The sequence below is a fragment of the Pseudofrankia coriaricola genome (assembly GCF_032027725.1).
In the GTDB taxonomy this organism is placed as follows: Bacteria; Actinomycetota; Actinomycetes; order Frankiales; family Frankiaceae; genus Pseudofrankia.
In genome coordinates, this window is the sequence record NZ_JASNFO010000082.1 from 24,411 (window position 1) to 39,741 (window position 15,331).

General features: G+C 73.3%; 12 protein-coding genes. 6 read left to right on the plus strand and 6 right to left on the minus strand.

The window, feature by feature from the left end:
* Window positions 1–225 precede the first annotated feature (225 nt).
* A complete protein-coding gene (treZ, locus tag QOZ89_RS35105) occupies window positions 226–2,142 on the plus strand; it encodes a malto-oligosyltrehalose trehalohydrolase (protein WP_071052877.1) in 1,917 nt (638 codons plus the stop codon).
* Between the two features lie 517 nt (window positions 2,143–2,659).
* On the opposite strand, the gene QOZ89_RS35110 is transcribed toward treZ, so the two are convergent.
* From QOZ89_RS35110 to QOZ89_RS35120, 3 genes are all read right to left on the minus strand, one after another.
* Window positions 2,660–3,178, minus strand: coding sequence for a DUF2231 domain-containing protein (locus tag QOZ89_RS35110; protein ID WP_083419726.1), 519 nt, complete (start codon window positions 3,176–3,178; stop codon window positions 2,660–2,662).
* 246 nt (window positions 3,179–3,424) lie between these two features.
* A complete protein-coding gene (locus QOZ89_RS35115) occupies window positions 3,425–4,462 on the minus strand; it encodes an SPFH domain-containing protein (protein WP_083419721.1) in 1,038 nt (345 codons plus the stop codon).
* Window positions 4,459–4,926, minus strand: coding sequence for an NfeD family protein (locus tag QOZ89_RS35120; RefSeq protein WP_071052879.1), 468 nt, complete (start codon window positions 4,924–4,926; stop codon window positions 4,459–4,461). The genes QOZ89_RS35115 and QOZ89_RS35120 overlap by 4 nt, the downstream gene beginning before the upstream one ends.
* A 315-nt stretch (window positions 4,927–5,241) precedes the next feature.
* Between QOZ89_RS35120 and QOZ89_RS35125 the strand changes: the two genes are divergently transcribed.
* The 4 genes from QOZ89_RS35125 (at window position 5,242) to QOZ89_RS35140 (ending at window position 9,839) form a co-directional block, all read left to right on the plus strand.
* On the plus strand, window positions 5,242–6,126 hold the full coding sequence (locus tag QOZ89_RS35125; RefSeq protein ID WP_071052880.1) for a prephenate dehydratase: 885 nt from the start codon (window positions 5,242–5,244) through the stop codon (window positions 6,124–6,126).
* 78 nt (window positions 6,127–6,204) lie between these two features.
* The gene (locus tag QOZ89_RS35130) at window positions 6,205–6,987 is read left to right on the plus strand and encodes a pyrimidine reductase family protein (protein WP_071052881.1); all 783 of its coding nucleotides are present in this window, start codon (window positions 6,205–6,207) and stop codon (window positions 6,985–6,987) included.
* Between the two features lie 155 nt (window positions 6,988–7,142).
* On the plus strand, window positions 7,143–7,532 hold the full coding sequence (locus QOZ89_RS35135; protein WP_071052882.1) for a hypothetical protein: 390 nt from the start codon (window positions 7,143–7,145) through the stop codon (window positions 7,530–7,532).
* Window positions 7,533–7,562: 30 nt separating this feature from the next.
* Window positions 7,563–9,839, plus strand: a complete 2,277-nt coding sequence (locus QOZ89_RS35140) for a hypothetical protein (protein WP_312628140.1) — start codon at window positions 7,563–7,565, stop codon at window positions 9,837–9,839.
* Window positions 9,840–10,050: 211 nt separating this feature from the next.
* Here the strand turns inward: QOZ89_RS35140 and QOZ89_RS35145 are convergent, their stop codons facing one another.
* A complete protein-coding gene (locus QOZ89_RS35145; RefSeq protein ID WP_241842265.1) occupies window positions 10,051–11,112 on the minus strand; it encodes an ATP-dependent DNA ligase in 1,062 nt (353 codons plus the stop codon).
* Window positions 11,113–11,425: 313 nt separating this feature from the next.
* Here QOZ89_RS35145 and QOZ89_RS35150 point away from each other — a divergent pair, with 313 nt between their 5' ends.
* Window positions 11,426–12,847, plus strand: coding sequence for an ATP-binding protein (locus QOZ89_RS35150; RefSeq protein WP_274536619.1), 1,422 nt, complete (start codon window positions 11,426–11,428; stop codon window positions 12,845–12,847).
* 243 nt (window positions 12,848–13,090) lie between these two features.
* Here QOZ89_RS35150 and QOZ89_RS35155 read toward each other — a convergent pair whose 3' ends face one another.
* Both QOZ89_RS35155 and QOZ89_RS35160 read right to left on the minus strand, forming a co-directional pair.
* Window positions 13,091–13,279: a hypothetical protein gene (locus QOZ89_RS35155; RefSeq protein WP_071052890.1), complete on the minus strand. Its 189-nt coding sequence runs from the start codon at window positions 13,277–13,279 to the stop codon at window positions 13,091–13,093.
* Window positions 13,280–13,501: 222 nt separating this feature from the next.
* Entirely contained in the window at window positions 13,502–15,280 is a 1,779-nt protein-coding gene (locus tag QOZ89_RS35160; protein WP_241842266.1) for an MFS transporter, read from the minus strand.
* Between the last annotated feature and the right edge of the window lie 51 nt (window positions 15,281–15,331).

The window sequence follows — 15,331 nt, forward strand, 5'->3', positions numbered from 1 at the left end:
CCCGCCACCGCCGACGCACCGCGTCTGACTGACCTCCGGCGGGCCTGCCCTCGCCTGGGCGATGTTGGTGGGAGGTCACCCACCGCCCGCACGACGACCACGAGGCTGTGTTCCGCGACCAGCGACTCCTGACGGTCGTCGCCCACCGAGGCGGCGCACGGCAAAGTCGTGGCGTTCGGCGTTCGGCGTTTAGCGGGTGGGGGTTCGGGCGGTATGACAGAGGCGATGAGCACTTTTCGGGTCTGGGCACCCCTCGCGAAGTCCGTCGCCGTCGTCACCGCCGAGCCCGGCGGCCCGCCCAAGGCCGGCGGCCCCGACGGGCCGGACGAGGCCGGTGCCGCCGGGTCCGCGGCGGACCTGGTCACCGACCTGGCGCCGGCCGCCGGTGGCTGGTGGACGGCCGAGGTGCCGGGCGCCGGGCACGGCACCGACTATGCGTTCCGGCTAGACGGCGCGGACGAGGAGCTGCCCGACCCACGGTCGGCGTGGCAACCGTACGGGGTGCACGGACGCTCCCGGGTCGTCGACCACGGCCGGTTCGCCTGCACGGACCACGGCTGGCGGGGCGTGCCGCTCGCCGGAAGCGTGCTCTACGAGTTGCACGTCGGCACGTTCACCCCGGAGGGGACCTTCGACGCCGCCATCGGCCGGCTCGACCACCTCGTCGACCTCGGCGTCGACGCCGTCGAGCTACTGCCGGTGAACGCCTTTCCCGGCCGGCACGGCTGGGGCTACGACGGCGTCGGCCTCTTCGCCGTCCACGACCCGTACGGCGGCCCAGATGGACTCAGGCGGTTCGTCGACGCCGCCCACGCCCGCGGCCTCGGCGTGGTCATGGACGTCGTCTACAACCATCTCGGACCCGACGGGAACTACCTCGGACGGTTCGGCCCCTACTTCACCGACCGGTACGCCACCCCGTGGGGCGCGGCGGTCAACCTCGACGACTCCGACTCCGACGAGGTACGGGCCTTCATCCTCGACAACGCGCTCGCCTGGCTGCGGGACTACCACTGCGACGGGCTGCGGGTGGACGCGGTGCACGCGCTGCGCGACAGCCGGGCGATGCACATCCTCGAGGAGCTCTCGACGGCCGTCCGCCGCCTCGGCGCGCACCAGCGACGGCCGCTGTTCCTCATCGCCGAGTCCGATCTCAACGACCCGCGGATGATCACCTCGCTCGAGGCCGGCGGCCACGGGATGGACGGGCAGTGGGCCGACGACGTCCACCACGCCCTGTGGACGGCGCTGTCCGGCGAGCGGCAGGGCTACTACCGCGACTTCGGCTCGCTCGCGACGCTCGCGAAGGCCTTCGAGGGCGGATTCGTGCATGACGGGACGTACTCGACGTTCCGCGGCCGCGCCCACGGGCGGAAGATCCCGTCGTCGGTGCCGGCGTCCCGGCTCGTCACCTTCCTGCAGGACCACGATCAGGTCGGCAACCGCGCCACCGGCGACCGGGCAGCCGCGACGCTGTCCGACGGTCTGCTGCGGGTCGGCGCCGCGCTGCTGCTGGCCGGGCCGTTCACGCCGATGCTGTTCATGGGCGAGGAGTGGGGCGCGACCACCCCGTGGGCCTACTTCACCGACCATGAGGCGGACTGGCTCGCCCAGGCGGTCCGCGACGGCCGGCGGGCCGAGTTCGCCACACATGGCTGGAACCCGGACGATGTGCCCGACCCGCAGGACGAGGCCACGTTCACCGGGTCGAAGCTGGACTGGTCACAGCCGGCCGCCGAGCCGCACCGAAGCCTCCTCGACTGGCACCGGCGCCTGATCGGGCTGCGCCGCGCGGTCGAGGACCTCGCCGACCCGTCCTGGGACGGCGTGCGCTGCGCCTACGACGAGCAGGCCCGGTGGTTCGTGCTGTACCGAGGCGGCCCGCCGGCCGAGGTCGCAGTGGTGTGCAACCTGTCGGGGACGCGGCAGTCGATCCCCGTCGACCCGACGGATCCGGCCGGCGACGACACGGACCTGCCAGGGCCGGGCGGAGTGGTGCTCGACGTGCTGGCGGCGTCGACCCCCGGATTCGTCTACCAACCGGACAGCGTCGAGACCGACGGCGAGTCGGTGGTGATCGCCCGGCTGCTGCCGCGCCACCTCGGGGAGCACCGCCCGGCATCGGGCGGGCCACCGGCCTAGCACCCCGCGGCCTGGTACTCCGCCGCGGCTGGATGCCAGGCGACGGCCCGCCATCGTCGCCTGGCCCTCGGCCTAGCGTTCGCGGGTGGTCTCCTGGGGGCTCTCGGCGCGGCGGAGCACGAAGTACAGCAGCCCGAGCAGGCCCAGCGCGAACAGCAGGACCACTACCAGCAGAATCACGTACGTCGCCATGGCCCTATCGTCGCCGCCCCGCCCGCCGTCGGAAAATCCGCCCCGCCCCGCCGATCCGGCGGGGGCCCTGTCACCGGTCCGCCAGGCCGGCCGGCCGGACCGCCGGAAAGTCCACGGCCCGCTCGGTGACCATCGTCAGACGTGCCCAGCCGGCACCGCTCCCACCCCTCCAAGCGCGAAAGATCCCGGCCGGAGAGGCGCGGCCACGCTCCGCCAGCCACGCTCCGCCAGCCGCCAGCTGACATCCCGTCAGTGATCCTGGGGACAACGGCCGCCGGACGTGCGAAGGAAGATCATTTTCGCACGCCCTTTGGCCCTCTAGCCGCTAGCTGGTGCCCACGCCCTGCCAGACGGCCTCCGCGCCGGCGTGGCCAATCCGGATCACCTCGACGACCGTCACCACGGCGAGAGCCAGCACGATCACGGAGACGACGAGCGCCACAACGCGCATCCTGGAGCCGGTCGCCGTCGCCGCACGAGCTCCCGTCCCGGGAGCCGGTGTCGACCAGGCGGTGGGGCGCCAGCCGTCGGCCCACAGCAGCAGGACCGCGGCCACGAACAGCGCGGCCACCCACGGCAGCAGCTGCTCGCCGAGGTCCGCATGCCGGTTGATCAGCGGGTTGTCGACCCCCAGCCGGTCGCGCAGCTTGTCTCCGGTCGCCGTCGTGATCGGGACCAGGATGAGCGCGACGGCCGCGCCGAGCGTGGGCAGAGGCCCGAGGGTGCGCCGCAGCCGCGGCCACAGCGCGGAGAGCGCCAACAATGCCGCCGCCAGCGGTATCAGCACGACCGTGGCGTGGACAATCAGGGCATGGGTGGGAAGCCCGGACACAGTATCGGGCAACGCGGCCTCCGGCGTGGGCTGAGCGGACATGAGGGGTAGCGGACCATCCGCCGCGGCACGCAGGCCGCGGCGGAGATCGCCTTAGACCCTGCCGACGTCGCCTGAAGATGTCCTGAGAAACCCCGCCGCCTTAGCAGCCTGCTTACTACTTGCCTGGTGCCAGCCGGTCCAGGCGCACCGACGGGACCGCGCGATGCGCCCGCCGGCTTGCCGCCCGCCGCCGGCCGGCGCGACCAGCCTTCGGCGCTACGGGGTGGGAAGGCCCTCCGGTCCGGAGGCGGAGGCCGGCGGCTTGGCGAGGCGGCCACCGGGCCGCGGGGTGGCGTCCGGGTCGCCGTCGCCGGCCGAAGGCAACCCGGCCGGCGGCCGCGTCGAGGCCGGACTCGCGGGCGGAGCCGCTGCCGACGGCCTGCCGAGCAGGCCGTTCAGCTCGCCGAGGCCGTTGCCGAGCGCGGTGGTCAGCTCGCTGGGGACGATCCACAGCTTGCTCGCCTGCCCTTGGGCGATCTCCGGGAGGGTCTGCAGGTATTTGTAGGCGAGCAGTTTCTGGTCCGCGTCACCCGCGTGGATGGCGGCGAACACGGTCGCGATCGCCTTCGCCTCGCCGTCGGCGCGCAGGATCTGCGCCTGCTGGTCGCCCTCGGCTCGCAGGATCGCCGCCTGCTTCTCGCCCTCGGCGCGCAGGATCTCGCTCTGCCGGATGCCCTCGGCGCCGAGGATCGCGGCGCGGCGGTCCCGCTCGGCGCGCATCTGCTTCTCCATCGCCTCCTGCACGGAGCGCGGGGGCTCTATGGCCTTGATCTCCACACGGTTGACCCGGATGCCCCACTTACCGGTCGCCTCGTCGAGCACGCCGCGCAGCGCGGTGTTGATCTGATCCCGCGAGGTGAGCGCGGCCTCCAGGTGCAGGCCGCCGATGACGTTGCGCAGTGTGGTGACGGTGAGCTGTTCGATCGCCTGGATGAAGTTGGCGATCTCGTAGGTGGCCGCGCGCGGGTCGGTGACCTGGAAATACAGGACCGTGTCGATGCCGACGACCAGGTTGTCCTCGGTGATCACCGGCTGGGGTGGGAAGGCCACGACCTGCTCGCGCAGGTCGATGCGCTCTCGGATCCGGTCGATGAACGGCAGCACCAGCGCGAGCCCCGGCACGAGGGTGCGGTTGTAACGGCCGAGCCGCTCGACGACCATCGCGCGGGCCTGCGGGACGATCTTGATCGTCCGGACGACGAAGATCAGCGCGACGAACGCCAAGACGACCGCCGCGATCAGTCCACCGGTCATGCCAATTCCCCTCGTGGAGCCTCCGGCCCCGGGATTTCCTCCTGGTGGACGACGGCCGTCGCCCCGTCGATACGCAGCACCCGCACCCGGCTACCGGCGGCGAGCACGGCGTCCTCCGGGTAGGCCCGCGCCGACCAGACCTCGCCCCTGATCTTCACCCGGCCGTCGTCACGGTCGACCCGCTCGAGGACGACGCCCTCGACGCCGATCAGCGCATCCGTGCCGGTGGTGGTGAGCGGGGTGTTCATGAGGTGGCGGCGGGCGATCGGGCGCAGCCCGAAGGTCAGGCCGCCGGACGCGACCACGAACACCACGACCTGCCAGGCCGTGTCGCCGCCGAGGAGCGCCACCAGCGCGGAGACGAGCGCCGCGCCCGCCAACATGAGCAGGAAGAGACCGCCGGTGAGCAGCTCACCGACCGCGAGCGCCCCCGCCACCACGAACCAGACAACCTCTGCCGGCACGACTTCATCGTAGGCCCGGTCATGCGTCGGATGACGCCTCAATGTCGGCCGCCGGACAAACGGGAATCAGGCCGTTCGACCGTCGCGAAAGACCCCCACGCGGACATCGCGGGTCGGGTTGCCCCCGGGCCCGAGCGTGGCTTCAACCCGCGCAGGCCGGCTGGCGGACCGGGTTGGGTACCGTTGATGACAGCCTCTCACCGCCGACCCGGCAGGGACCCTGTCGCCGATCCGGCGGGGAACCGGGCGCGGATGTCCGACCGCCCGCCAGCAACCCATTCCCGACAAAGGAACCGTGACCACACCGTGTCCGTGATGACATCCCGGCAGCGCATCGCCTACCAGGGCGAGCCTGGAGCGAACTCCCATCTCGCCTGTCGGAACGTCTATCCGGACTTCGACGCGGTGCCGTTCCAGACCTTCGAGGAGTGCTTCGCCTCGATCGAGGACGGCACGGTGGAGCTGGCGATGATCCCGGTGGAGAACTCCACCGCGGGCCGGGTCGCCGACATCCACCACCTGCTTCCGCAGGCGACGGCCCACATCATCGGCGAGTACTTCCTGCCGGTGAACCACCAGCTCATGGCGCTGCCGGGCGCGACGCTCGACGGCCTGAAGACCGTGCACAGCCATCCGCAGGCGCTGGCCCAGTGCCGGGAGGCGCTGCGGGGGCTCGGCCTGCGGGCCGTGCCGGACGCGGACACGGCCGGGGCCGCGCGCGAGCTCGCCCAGTCCGGCGACCTCACCAGGGCGGCGATCGCCTCCGGGATGGCCGCCGAGGTCTACGGGCTGACGATCCTGCGCGCCGACCTGGAGGACGAGGACCACAACACCACCCGGTTCCTCATCTTCTCCGGCGAGAACCTCCGGGCCGCCGCCGGCGTGCACGAGCTGGTGACGACGTTCTTCTTCGAGGTGAAGAACCGGCCGGCCGCGCTCTACAAGGCGCTCGGCGGCTTCGCCACCAACGGCGTCAACATGACGAAGCTGGAGAGCTTCATGGTGAGCGGCAACTTCGTCGCCACCCAGTTCCTCGCCGACATCGAGGGCAGCCCGGAGGAGCCGGCCGTCGCGCGAGCGTTCGAGGAGCTGGCCTTCTTCGCCGACTACCGCATCCTCGGCGTCTACCGCGCCAGCCGGTACCGCGAGCGCATCGCCGGGAGCACCGCCGCCAGCCGGCCCCGCGACGCCGCCGGCTGACCCGTCCAGGAAGGGCCGCCGTCATGAGCCCCCGCACACACGGCACATCGGCCGGGGCCGAACGCTAGGGTCGGGCCGATGCGCCGCCTGCTGCCCCTGCCCGAACCCGGCTCGCCGGCCCGGCCCGGGCCGGGCGACCCCGGCCTGGCCCAGGACGACCTGGATGCCGCCTACGCCGTGCCCGCGCTCCTCCCGGGCACCGCCCACGTCCGCGCGAACTTCGTCGCGTCGGCGGACGGTGCGGCCGAGGTGAGCGGCCGCTCGGGCGCCCTCGGCGGGCCGGCGGACCGGTGGGTGTTCCGCACGCTGCGCTGGCTCGCCGACGTCGTGGTCGTCGGGGCGGGCACCGCTCGGACCGAGGACTACGGCCCCGCCATCGTTCCGCCCGAGCGACGGGAGGCGCGGGTCGCGGCCGGGCTCGCGCCCGTCCCACCGATCGCGGTGATCAGCGGGTCGATGGAGCTCGACCCGACGGCGCGCCTGTTCGACGCCGAGGTCCGGCCGCTCCTGCTCACTCGGGCGAGCGCGCCGGCGGACCGGGTGGCGGCGCTGCGCGAGGTCGCCGACGTCGTCGTCTGCGGCGACGAGCGGGTGGAGCTGAAGGCGGCCCTGGCCGAGCTGGTCGCGCGCGGCCTGCCGCGGGTGCTCACGGAGGGCGGCCCGTTGCTGCATGCCCAGCTGGCCGGCGCCGGGCTGCTCGACGAGCTGTGCCTGACGGTCGCGCCGCTGCTCGGCGGGCCGGGGCACCTGGGCATCGTCGCCGGGCTCCCCTGGCCGTCGGCACGGGCGATGGAACTGGCGCATCTCCTCGAGGAGGACGGCACGCTGTTCCTCCGCTACCGGCTCACCCGCGAACAGTAACGGGTCGCTACCCCACGTCATATCCACAGGTCAGCGGCCGTCCACAGCCAGCGGTCGACCTCTTCCGAGCGCGTCGCGGTCTGGCTAGCGTGCCAGCCAGTCCCGGGCGATGCGCGGGCACCGGGTCGGCGATCGTTGGCGAAGGGCGGTGGACCGTGGCGGGCACGTCGGTCTACGCGAGTGGTGCGGGCAGCGCGGGCCGTCGTGGCGGCCCCGCGGCGCTGCCACCAGCCGGGCTGGTAGCCAACGAGCGGCGCGGCACGCTGCTGGCCGCGACCGCGGCGCTCCGCATGGTGGACGCCGAGACAGCGACGGCGTTCGACCAGGTCACCACGGTGTTCGATGGCGGCGCGTGGGAGGGCCGGGCGGCGACGGCGTGGGGTACTGAGCTCTCCCGGGTGCGCGCCGTGACCGCGGAGGCGCTCGCCGGGGCGGCGCTGGACTGTGCCGGAGCGGCGAGGGCCGAGCCGGAGTGGGTGGCGCCGGACGACCCGCGGGCGATCCCTGCGGTGCCGGTTCCGGGCGTCCCGCCCGGCGGGCGGTGATCGGCCGTGCCCGGTCCCCGCGAACGCGTCATGCTGGACACAGCCCTCACCAGGACGCTCGTCGAGCGGCTGAAGGCGCTGCGTGACGTGCTGTGGCGGTATGCGCGGGTGGTCGCGGCGCTGCTCGCCCCGCTCGGCCGGCCCGGCGACCCCGCGGCGGAGCTGCGGCGCGCCGCCGTATGGGCCGACGATGCGCAGCGAATGCTGACCCGCCGGCTCGCGCTGGTACAGGCCGCGGACGGGGCACACCGCGCCGTGACGCTCGACGGCCCTGTGGCGGCGGGCGGCACGGCGAGCGGCGGGAGGGTCATGCTGACGCTGCCGCCCGACCCTTTCGGCGGGGATGGCGGCGCCGCCCAGGCCGCCGGGACGCTGCTCGGCATCGAGCTCGTGGGCGCCGCCCTGCGGCCGTCCCCGGATGTGGCGACGATCGCCGCCGCCGCCGCCCGGCTGGACGTCGGCGCGAACGACCCCGACCTGGTCGCCGGCTTCGTGGACGCGGTCGGCCCCGACCGACTGGCCGCCGTCCTGCGCCTGGCCGAGGGCGTCCGCGGCGGTGGCTACGTCATCGAGGCGACCGCGCGCGGCGCGCGGGTCCACGCCAGCCACGGTGGCCCACGCACGGTCGTGGACGCACCCAGCAGGCGCCTGCCGGCCGAGACCGCGGGCGCGCTGACGGCGGCGCTCGGCGCCGCGCTCGCCACCTTCAGCCGAGCCGGGCGGCTCACCGCCGGCTGGCTTGCCCGGTTCAACGCGCGCGGCGAGACAGGCGCCGCCGAGACGACCCTGCTCGGCCCCCTGCTCGGCCATGGCCGGTTCGCCCCGGCGACGCTGCGTCTGCTTGGTGACGCGCTGTTCGCCGGCACGGACGTGCGCGGCGAGCACTACCGGGTCCGCCCGGCCCCGCTCACTGGCCCAGGGACGGGTGGCGCCGTCCGTGACGTCGGCCTGTTCGGCGGTGGGCCGGCTGCGGCCCGGGCAGACTACGCCGCCGCGCTGCTGCGCGCGATCGCCGCCGAGCCGGCGCTCGTCGCGCGCTTCGCCACCGACCATGTCGAGGCGATCCTGGCGGGTTCCCGGCTGGCCGCCCTGCCGCCGCCGATCGACGCCGGTGTGCCGGAGCGGGTCGCGAGCGCCTGGGCCCACCTGGCCGGGCGCGCCGGCGGGTCCGAGGCACGCCGGGCCGACCCGGCGGGCGCCGCGACGTTCGTCGCCCGGCTCGGCTTCGCCGTTCATCAGTATCGGGCCGCCCATCTCGACCAGGCACGCCACCGGGACACCTCCTGGCCGCTGCCCGCCGGCCTGCGCGCCGCGATCGGCGAGGTGCTCGGCGTGTGGCGGGAGGAGATGTACGCCTCGGTGACCGGTCTGCTTCCCGCCGGCGACGCCCTGCGCGACACCTCCGGCGGAGCCCTGGTCACCGCCTGGCCAGCCGCCGCGGCCTCCGGTCACGCCGCGGACACGGGCGGGCCCTGGTCGACGCATCTGGCGGGGCCGGCCGACGGGGCGCGGATCCCGGCCGAGCTGTGGGCGGACCTGCTCGGCGAGGCGCTGGCCGCCGGCGGGCCGCTCGCCCGTGCCCTCGCGACCGATGCGGCGCTCGTCGCGCGGCGATGGGAGCAGGCCCAGTGGGCCGCGACCCGCGGCTACCGGGGCGACGGCCGGACGGCCTACCCGGCGAGCCCGCGCGCGCTCGGGCAACTGCGCCAGTCGGCGCTGTTCGCCTTCTTCGGCGCGACGCTCGCGCGGACCGCCGACCAGCTCACGCTGCGCGGCGAGCTCGACGCGCGCGACGACACCAGAGCCACCGCGAAGGTGATCGACGAGCTCGCCGCGATCGTCCGCGCGGTCAAGCCTGCGGACCCGGTCGGCACGCTCACGGGCCTCGCGGTAAGTGTGCCGGTGGCCGCCGCGGCGGCCGACCTCAAACCGTTCGGCACACCCGTTCTGTCCTCGGACGCCTTGGCCGCGATCGACTCGGCCCGGACCGCCGCGGCGGCCCTGCCCGGCTGGCAGGCGGCCTACGTGGCGTCGGCGACCGCCGTCTGGCTGCGCCGCGCCGACGACCCGATCATTCCCGTCGAGGTCACCGACGCCGCCGGCCGGCGCCGCCGTTTCACCGGCGACCCACGCGCCGACGGCTTCATCACCGGCCCGCTCGACGACTTCCTCGACGCCGCCGACCACCCACTCGCCCCGGAACGGATGTCCTCCGCCAAGCGCGCCGCCTACCTGCGCTGGCTCGCCAGCCCCGCCCTGGTAGCCAACAACGACCGCCTCCCTGTCCTCCCCCACCCGACCGACTGAGCCACCGCCTCCGAACGGCCATGATCACCAGTTCTGTATCCGAGTCCGAGTTCCGGGAGCCGTCCCGGTTCGGATCCAGATACAAAGCCGCCGATCATCGAACCTTTGGCGGGCCCGACCCGGCGCAAAGCCGCTCGGCCGCCCGACGGCTCAGCCAGCGGCTCGGCCGCCGGCCGGCTCAGCGGCCGGCCGGCCGGCTCAGCTCAGCGGCTCAGAGCAGTATCTGGCTCAGGTCGTAGCGCACGGTCTCCTCCAGCTGGGCATAGGTACAGCTGTCCGGGTCACGGTCCGGGCGGAAGCGGACGAACTGGGCGGTATGGCGGAAACGGGGCCCCTCCAGCTGGTCGTAGCGGACCTCGACGACCAGCTCCGGGCGCAGCGGCACGAACGAGAGGTCCTTGCCCTTGCCCCAGCGGCTCTCCCCCGCCTCCCACGGCGTGCGGGTGTCGCCCATCCGCTCCGGCGCCCACGGATGGCCGGCCAGGTCCGTGACCAGCGGCGCGAGCTCCTCGGCGAGCGTCCGGCGCCGCTCCCGCGAGAACGCCGACGCCACCCCGACCGCGGCGAGCACCGTCCCCCCGTCGGCCGTGTCCGTGTAGAGGCCGAGCAGCAGCGACCCGACGGCGGTCGGCTCGGCGGCGTACGGCCGGTAGCCGGCGACGACGCAGTCCGCTGTCCGGTCATGCTTGACCTTGAACATGACGCGTTTGTCCTGCTGGTAGGGCACGTCCAGCGGCTTGGCGATCAGCCCGTCCAGCCCCGCGCCCTCGAACGTCTCGAACCAGCGGGCCGCCTCGTCGACGTCGGTCGTGGTTGGCGTGACGTGAACGGCCGCGACAGTGGCCGCCGTGGCGCCGACGGCGTCGGCGAGCAGCCGCCGCCGCTCGGCGAACGGGCTGTCCACCAGCGACGTGTCGCCGAGGGCCAGCAGGTCGAAGGCGACGAACGACGCCGGTGTCTCGGCGGCGAGCAGCCTGATCCGGCTGGCCGCCGGATGCACCCGCTGCCCGAGCGCCGCCCAGTCCAGCCGGTCCCCTACCGGCACCACGATCTCCCCGTCCAGCACGCACCGCTCCGGCAGCCCCGCCAGGAACGCCTCGACCAGCTCTGGGAAGTACCTCTTGATTGACTTCGTGTTCCGCGACCCGATCTCGATCTCGTCCCCGTCCCGGAACACGATCGACCGGAACCCGTCCCACTTCGGCTCATAGCTCATCCCGACGGGAATCTTCGCCACAGCCTTCGCCAGCATCGGCTTCACGGGAGGCAACACAGGAAGGTCCACCCACCCATGATCGCCCACCGACAGGCGAACAGCACACCACGAGCACGCAACTGGCGCGCCCGGCTGTCCCAGCGACCGCGGGGATGTCAACACCCTCGACGCCAGCTCCGCGCCTGCCGCGAAGCTGGCCCCAAGACTCGCGAAGTTCTCGCGAAGCTCTCGCGAAGCTTCGCTAAGATTTAGCCATGTTGGCCGCGGAACTCGCCGAGCTGGTGCGCGCCCTGCGCGCGGCCCGAACCGACCTGGCTTGGGTGGAGGCCAAACGCGCTGAGCGGGACCTACCGAAATCGGTACGTGAGTCCTGTCGGCGTTCTCCAATTCCTCGGGTGGGGGAGTCATCGTCCTCGGCCTTGACGAGGCCCAGAACTTCGCGGCTACCGGCGTGGCCGACCCGAAAAGGATCAGAGACTCACTTGCCGACCTCGCGCGCACCCAGATGGCCCCTCCCCTGACGCCGCTCATCGAGATCATGGGGTTCGAGGGGACCCAGCTGGTCGTCGCCGAGGTAGCGGAGATCGACCGGAGCCACAAGCCCTGCTACTACCGGGGCGCCGGGCTGACCAACGGGGCGTACGTCCGGGTCGGCGACGGCGACTACCGGCTTGGCCCGGCGGAGGTACATGCCCTGGTTGCCGCCCGCGGGCAGCCGGTCGATGACGCCGCGCCCGTCGAGGAGGCCGGGCCAGACGACCTGATGCCGGAAATCGTAGGTCCGTATGCCCAGCGCCTTCGGCTGCAGCGCCCGTATGCCTACCGAACGCTCGACGAGCATGAACTGCTGCTGGCCACCCGCGTGCTGGTGCCCGGAAAGACCGGCCCCGTGCCCTCGCTCGCCGGACTACTCTGCTTCGGCCGCCTACCGCAGCACTTTTACCCGCAGCTGAAGATCACGCTCGTCGAGTACCCGACCGTGGACGGCGCCGACATCACGACCGGAACCCGTTTTCTCGAGAACCGAGCATTCGACGGCCCGGTTCCGCTCCAGGTGCGGGAGACACTCGTCCAACTCACCCGTACGATGCGCCGCGGCACGGTCATAGCGCCCGGCGGCGGAGCCTCGACAGCGTACGACTACCCGATCGAGGCGCTGCGCGAGGCGGTCGTCAACGCGGTCGTGCACCGCGATCTCGGCCCGTACTCGCTCGGCACGCAGGTGCAGGTCGAGGTCTATCCGGACCGGATAACGGTGCGCAACCCCGGCGGTCTGTTCGGTGCCATCCGTCTGGAGGCGCTCGGCCAGCCTGGCCTGTCGTCGGCCCGTAACGCCCTCCTCCTCAAGCTCCTGGAGGACGTCGAGATACCCGGCGAGGGCAGAACAGTGTGCGAGAACCGCGCATCGGGCATCCGCGCCATGGTCCGCGCGACGGCGGCCGCCGGACTGCCCGCTCCACGGTTCGCCGATCACATCTCCTGGTTCGAGGTGACCTTCACCGGACCGTCGACGCGGCAGGCCCCCGCCTCGTCCCTGCCCGACCGCCCGACGGCCACGCTCACGACCGCGACGGCCGGCGTCCCTCTCCTTGGGGAACGAGACCGGCTCGTCCTCGACGTTCTGCGCTCGGCCGCGCGACCGCTGTCCCGCAGGGAGATCGAGGAAACGAGCGGGCTCACCGCCGCCCGGGTCAGGGCCGCCCTCACGGCCCTGACCGACCAGGGCATGGTGACCGCGATCGGAGTGGCGAAGTCGCCCACGCGGCGCTACACGCCGGCCACCCCGACCTGAACATTGCGTTCACGCGGCCACCGATGACGGCGGCGACTCTGACTGACGCCGAGGTGATAGGAGTCAAGAGCGGGCTTGCTGGCGAGAGTCCGCATCGTCCCTCCGATGTTGGCCCACGCGCGGCCCGTCAACGGCGGCGGTTGCCTTGTCGCTTCTCGGCCTGGTCGGTCCTCCCGCCGCCGCGGCGCCGCCTGCCACGCCAAGGCGCCACCATTTCGGGCCGCGAGGACGGGAAGGGAAGCGCTAGCCGTTCCGGCGGCCAAAAGTTTTACCCGCCAGGATCCCCAAAGCCATGCCCGTCACAGGCAAAACCAGCAGGAGGAGCCAGGGCTGAAGATTCTCCGTGGCCACGACCGCGCCCGCGGCCAGCATCGCGCCACAAAGAAATCTTGGTGACTTCAGTAATATTCTCAGCACCTGGACCGCGGTCATCCCGTCCTCCAGACACTCCCCGTCGCAGCGATTTTCCTCACGTCCCGCCCCGGGCCGCGATGCCTGCCGACTCATCTACCTGCCCCCTCCCCCTCTATGAAACTAACGGCGGCCGTGTCATCGACGGTGGCGACGATGCCGCCACGGAGGTTGGTCAGCTGGAGGGTGACGGCGCCGGTCTGATTCTGGATCGCAGTGAGACCGCCGTCGATGCCGGTGCTGTCAGGCTGACGGCTCAGCGGGGCGACCGGGTAGGCGGCGGCTGAGGACGAGCATTGCCAGCGCCGCTGCGGTCATGAGGGCGAACAGCCAGGTGAGCCAGTCGTCGCCCGCCCTGGCCTGCAACAGGCCGAGCACGGTAATGCCGAGCGACGCGGACAGCTGCACGGCCATGAACATCGCGGTCGTCCCCTGCGGCTGTTCGGCGGGCGGCAGGATGCGAAAGACGCTGGCGAACGTCGGGGCCGCCGTGGCGCCGAAGCCAAGCCCGATGGCGACGAAGAGGGCGAACACGGCCGCGAGCGGCAGCCTGTCGTGAGTGAGCGCGAAGGTCACCAGACCGGCGGCGGTGACCACGGCGCCGGCCCGCACCAGCGGACGCGGCCCGGTCCGGTCGCTGACCCGGCCGCCCCAGGACATCGAGACGAACAGACCGAGCCCCAGCGCGCACACCAGCAGGCCCTGGCCGACGCCGTGCAGGTGGTGCCGCTCGGCCCCGAAGATCGGCAACGCCGACTGCTGGCCGTACATGAGCAGCCCGACGCAGCTCATCACCGCGAGGCTGGCGCCGAACCCCGGCCGGCGCAGCAGGCGCAGGTCGAAGGCCGGCGCGGTGGGCGTAGTCAGGGCATGCCAGGCGTAGCCGCCGAGCAACGCGACCCCCACGGCGGCGGCCAGCGCCACGACCAGGCCCACGCCGGCCTGGCCCGCCCTGGTCAGCGCCAGCAGGATCGCGACGTAGCCGGACGTCAGCAGCACGAGCCCACGCACGTCGGCCGTCGGCGCCGCGCCGCCGGCCTCGGCACCCTGCGACGGGCTGCCCGCAACACCCGCGCCCGCCGCCGTGTCCGCGACCCCCGCGGTGTCCGCGACCGCCGTGGTGTCCGCGACCGCCGTGGTGTCCGCGACCGCCAGCGCGTCGGCGGCACCTGGCGCGCCGGCGGCGGCCCGGCCGCCAGCGACCGCGGCGCGGGCCGGGCGGTCGGCCGGGATGAACACAAACGCGACGACGAGCAGGCCGAGGCACAGCGGGATGTTCACCACGAAGATCCACTGCCAGTGCCCGGTCGCGAGAAGCAGGCCGCCCACGACCGGTCCGACCGCCGGTGCGACGTTGACGATCATCGAGATCGTGCCGATCACCCGGCCGACCCGTTCCGGGCCGGCGAGCCGGGCAGTGAGCAGGAGCGCCACCGGCTCGAGCAGCCCGCCGCCGAGGCCCTGCACCACCCGAAAGGCGATCAGCGCCTCGGCCGACCACGCGAGCGACGCCAGCGCCGAGCCGAGCCCAAACAGCCCAAGGCCCGCGAGGAACACGGCCCGGCCGCCGAACCGGGCGGTGAGCCAGCCGAGCAGCGGGAGCATTGTCGCCGCCGCGAGCAGGTAGCCGACGGTCGTCCAGACCACCGTGGTGAGCGGGGCGTCGAAGTCGGTCGCGAGCGTGCGCAGCGCGACCGAGACCACGGTGCCGTCGAGCACCGCCACCAGCGCGGCGAGCCCCAGCGCCACCAGGGCACCCGTCGGCGCCTCGGCCCGCTCCGCCGGCCGCGTGTCCCTCCGCGCTCCCGGCTCTCCCTCGGGCTGTCCGCCGAGTTGTCCGACGGACTGCCCACCGGGCCGGCCGCCGACCTGCGTGGCCGGCCGCTCTACCCGCCGGGGATCCGCGCCCGGCTCGGCACGAGGCGGCACGGGCCGCCGCCCACCGCCCGGGCTGTCCGGGCCTTCCCGGCTGTCAGGGGCGGCCGGTCGCGGGATGGCGGGCGTCCGCGCGCTGGTCGTCATACCGTCGGCGCTCTCCGAACTTACTACCATGCCACGAAACTAAACCACACC

Bases quoted from the DNA above. Each gene is read 5' to 3' on its own strand.
- QOZ89_RS35140 (WP_312628140.1), top strand. From the start codon at position 7,563: ATGCTGGACACAGCCCTCACCAGGACGCTCGTCGAGCGGCTGAAGGCG.
- treZ (WP_071052877.1), top strand. From the start codon at position 226: ATGAGCACTTTTCGGGTCTGGGCACCCCTCGCGAAGTCCGTCGCCGTC.
- QOZ89_RS35155 (WP_071052890.1), bottom strand. From the start codon at position 13,279: ATGACCGCGGTCCAGGTGCTGAGAATATTACTGAAGTCACCAAGATTT.
- QOZ89_RS35125 (WP_071052880.1), top strand. From the start codon at position 5,242: ATGACATCCCGGCAGCGCATCGCCTACCAGGGCGAGCCTGGAGCGAAC.
- QOZ89_RS35160 (WP_241842266.1), bottom strand. From the start codon at position 15,280: ATGACGACCAGCGCGCGGACGCCCGCCATCCCGCGACCGGCCGCCCCT.
- QOZ89_RS35130 (WP_071052881.1), top strand. From the start codon at position 6,205: ATGCGCCGCCTGCTGCCCCTGCCCGAACCCGGCTCGCCGGCCCGGCCC.
- QOZ89_RS35115 (WP_083419721.1), bottom strand. From the start codon at position 4,462: ATGACCGGTGGACTGATCGCGGCGGTCGTCTTGGCGTTCGTCGCGCTG.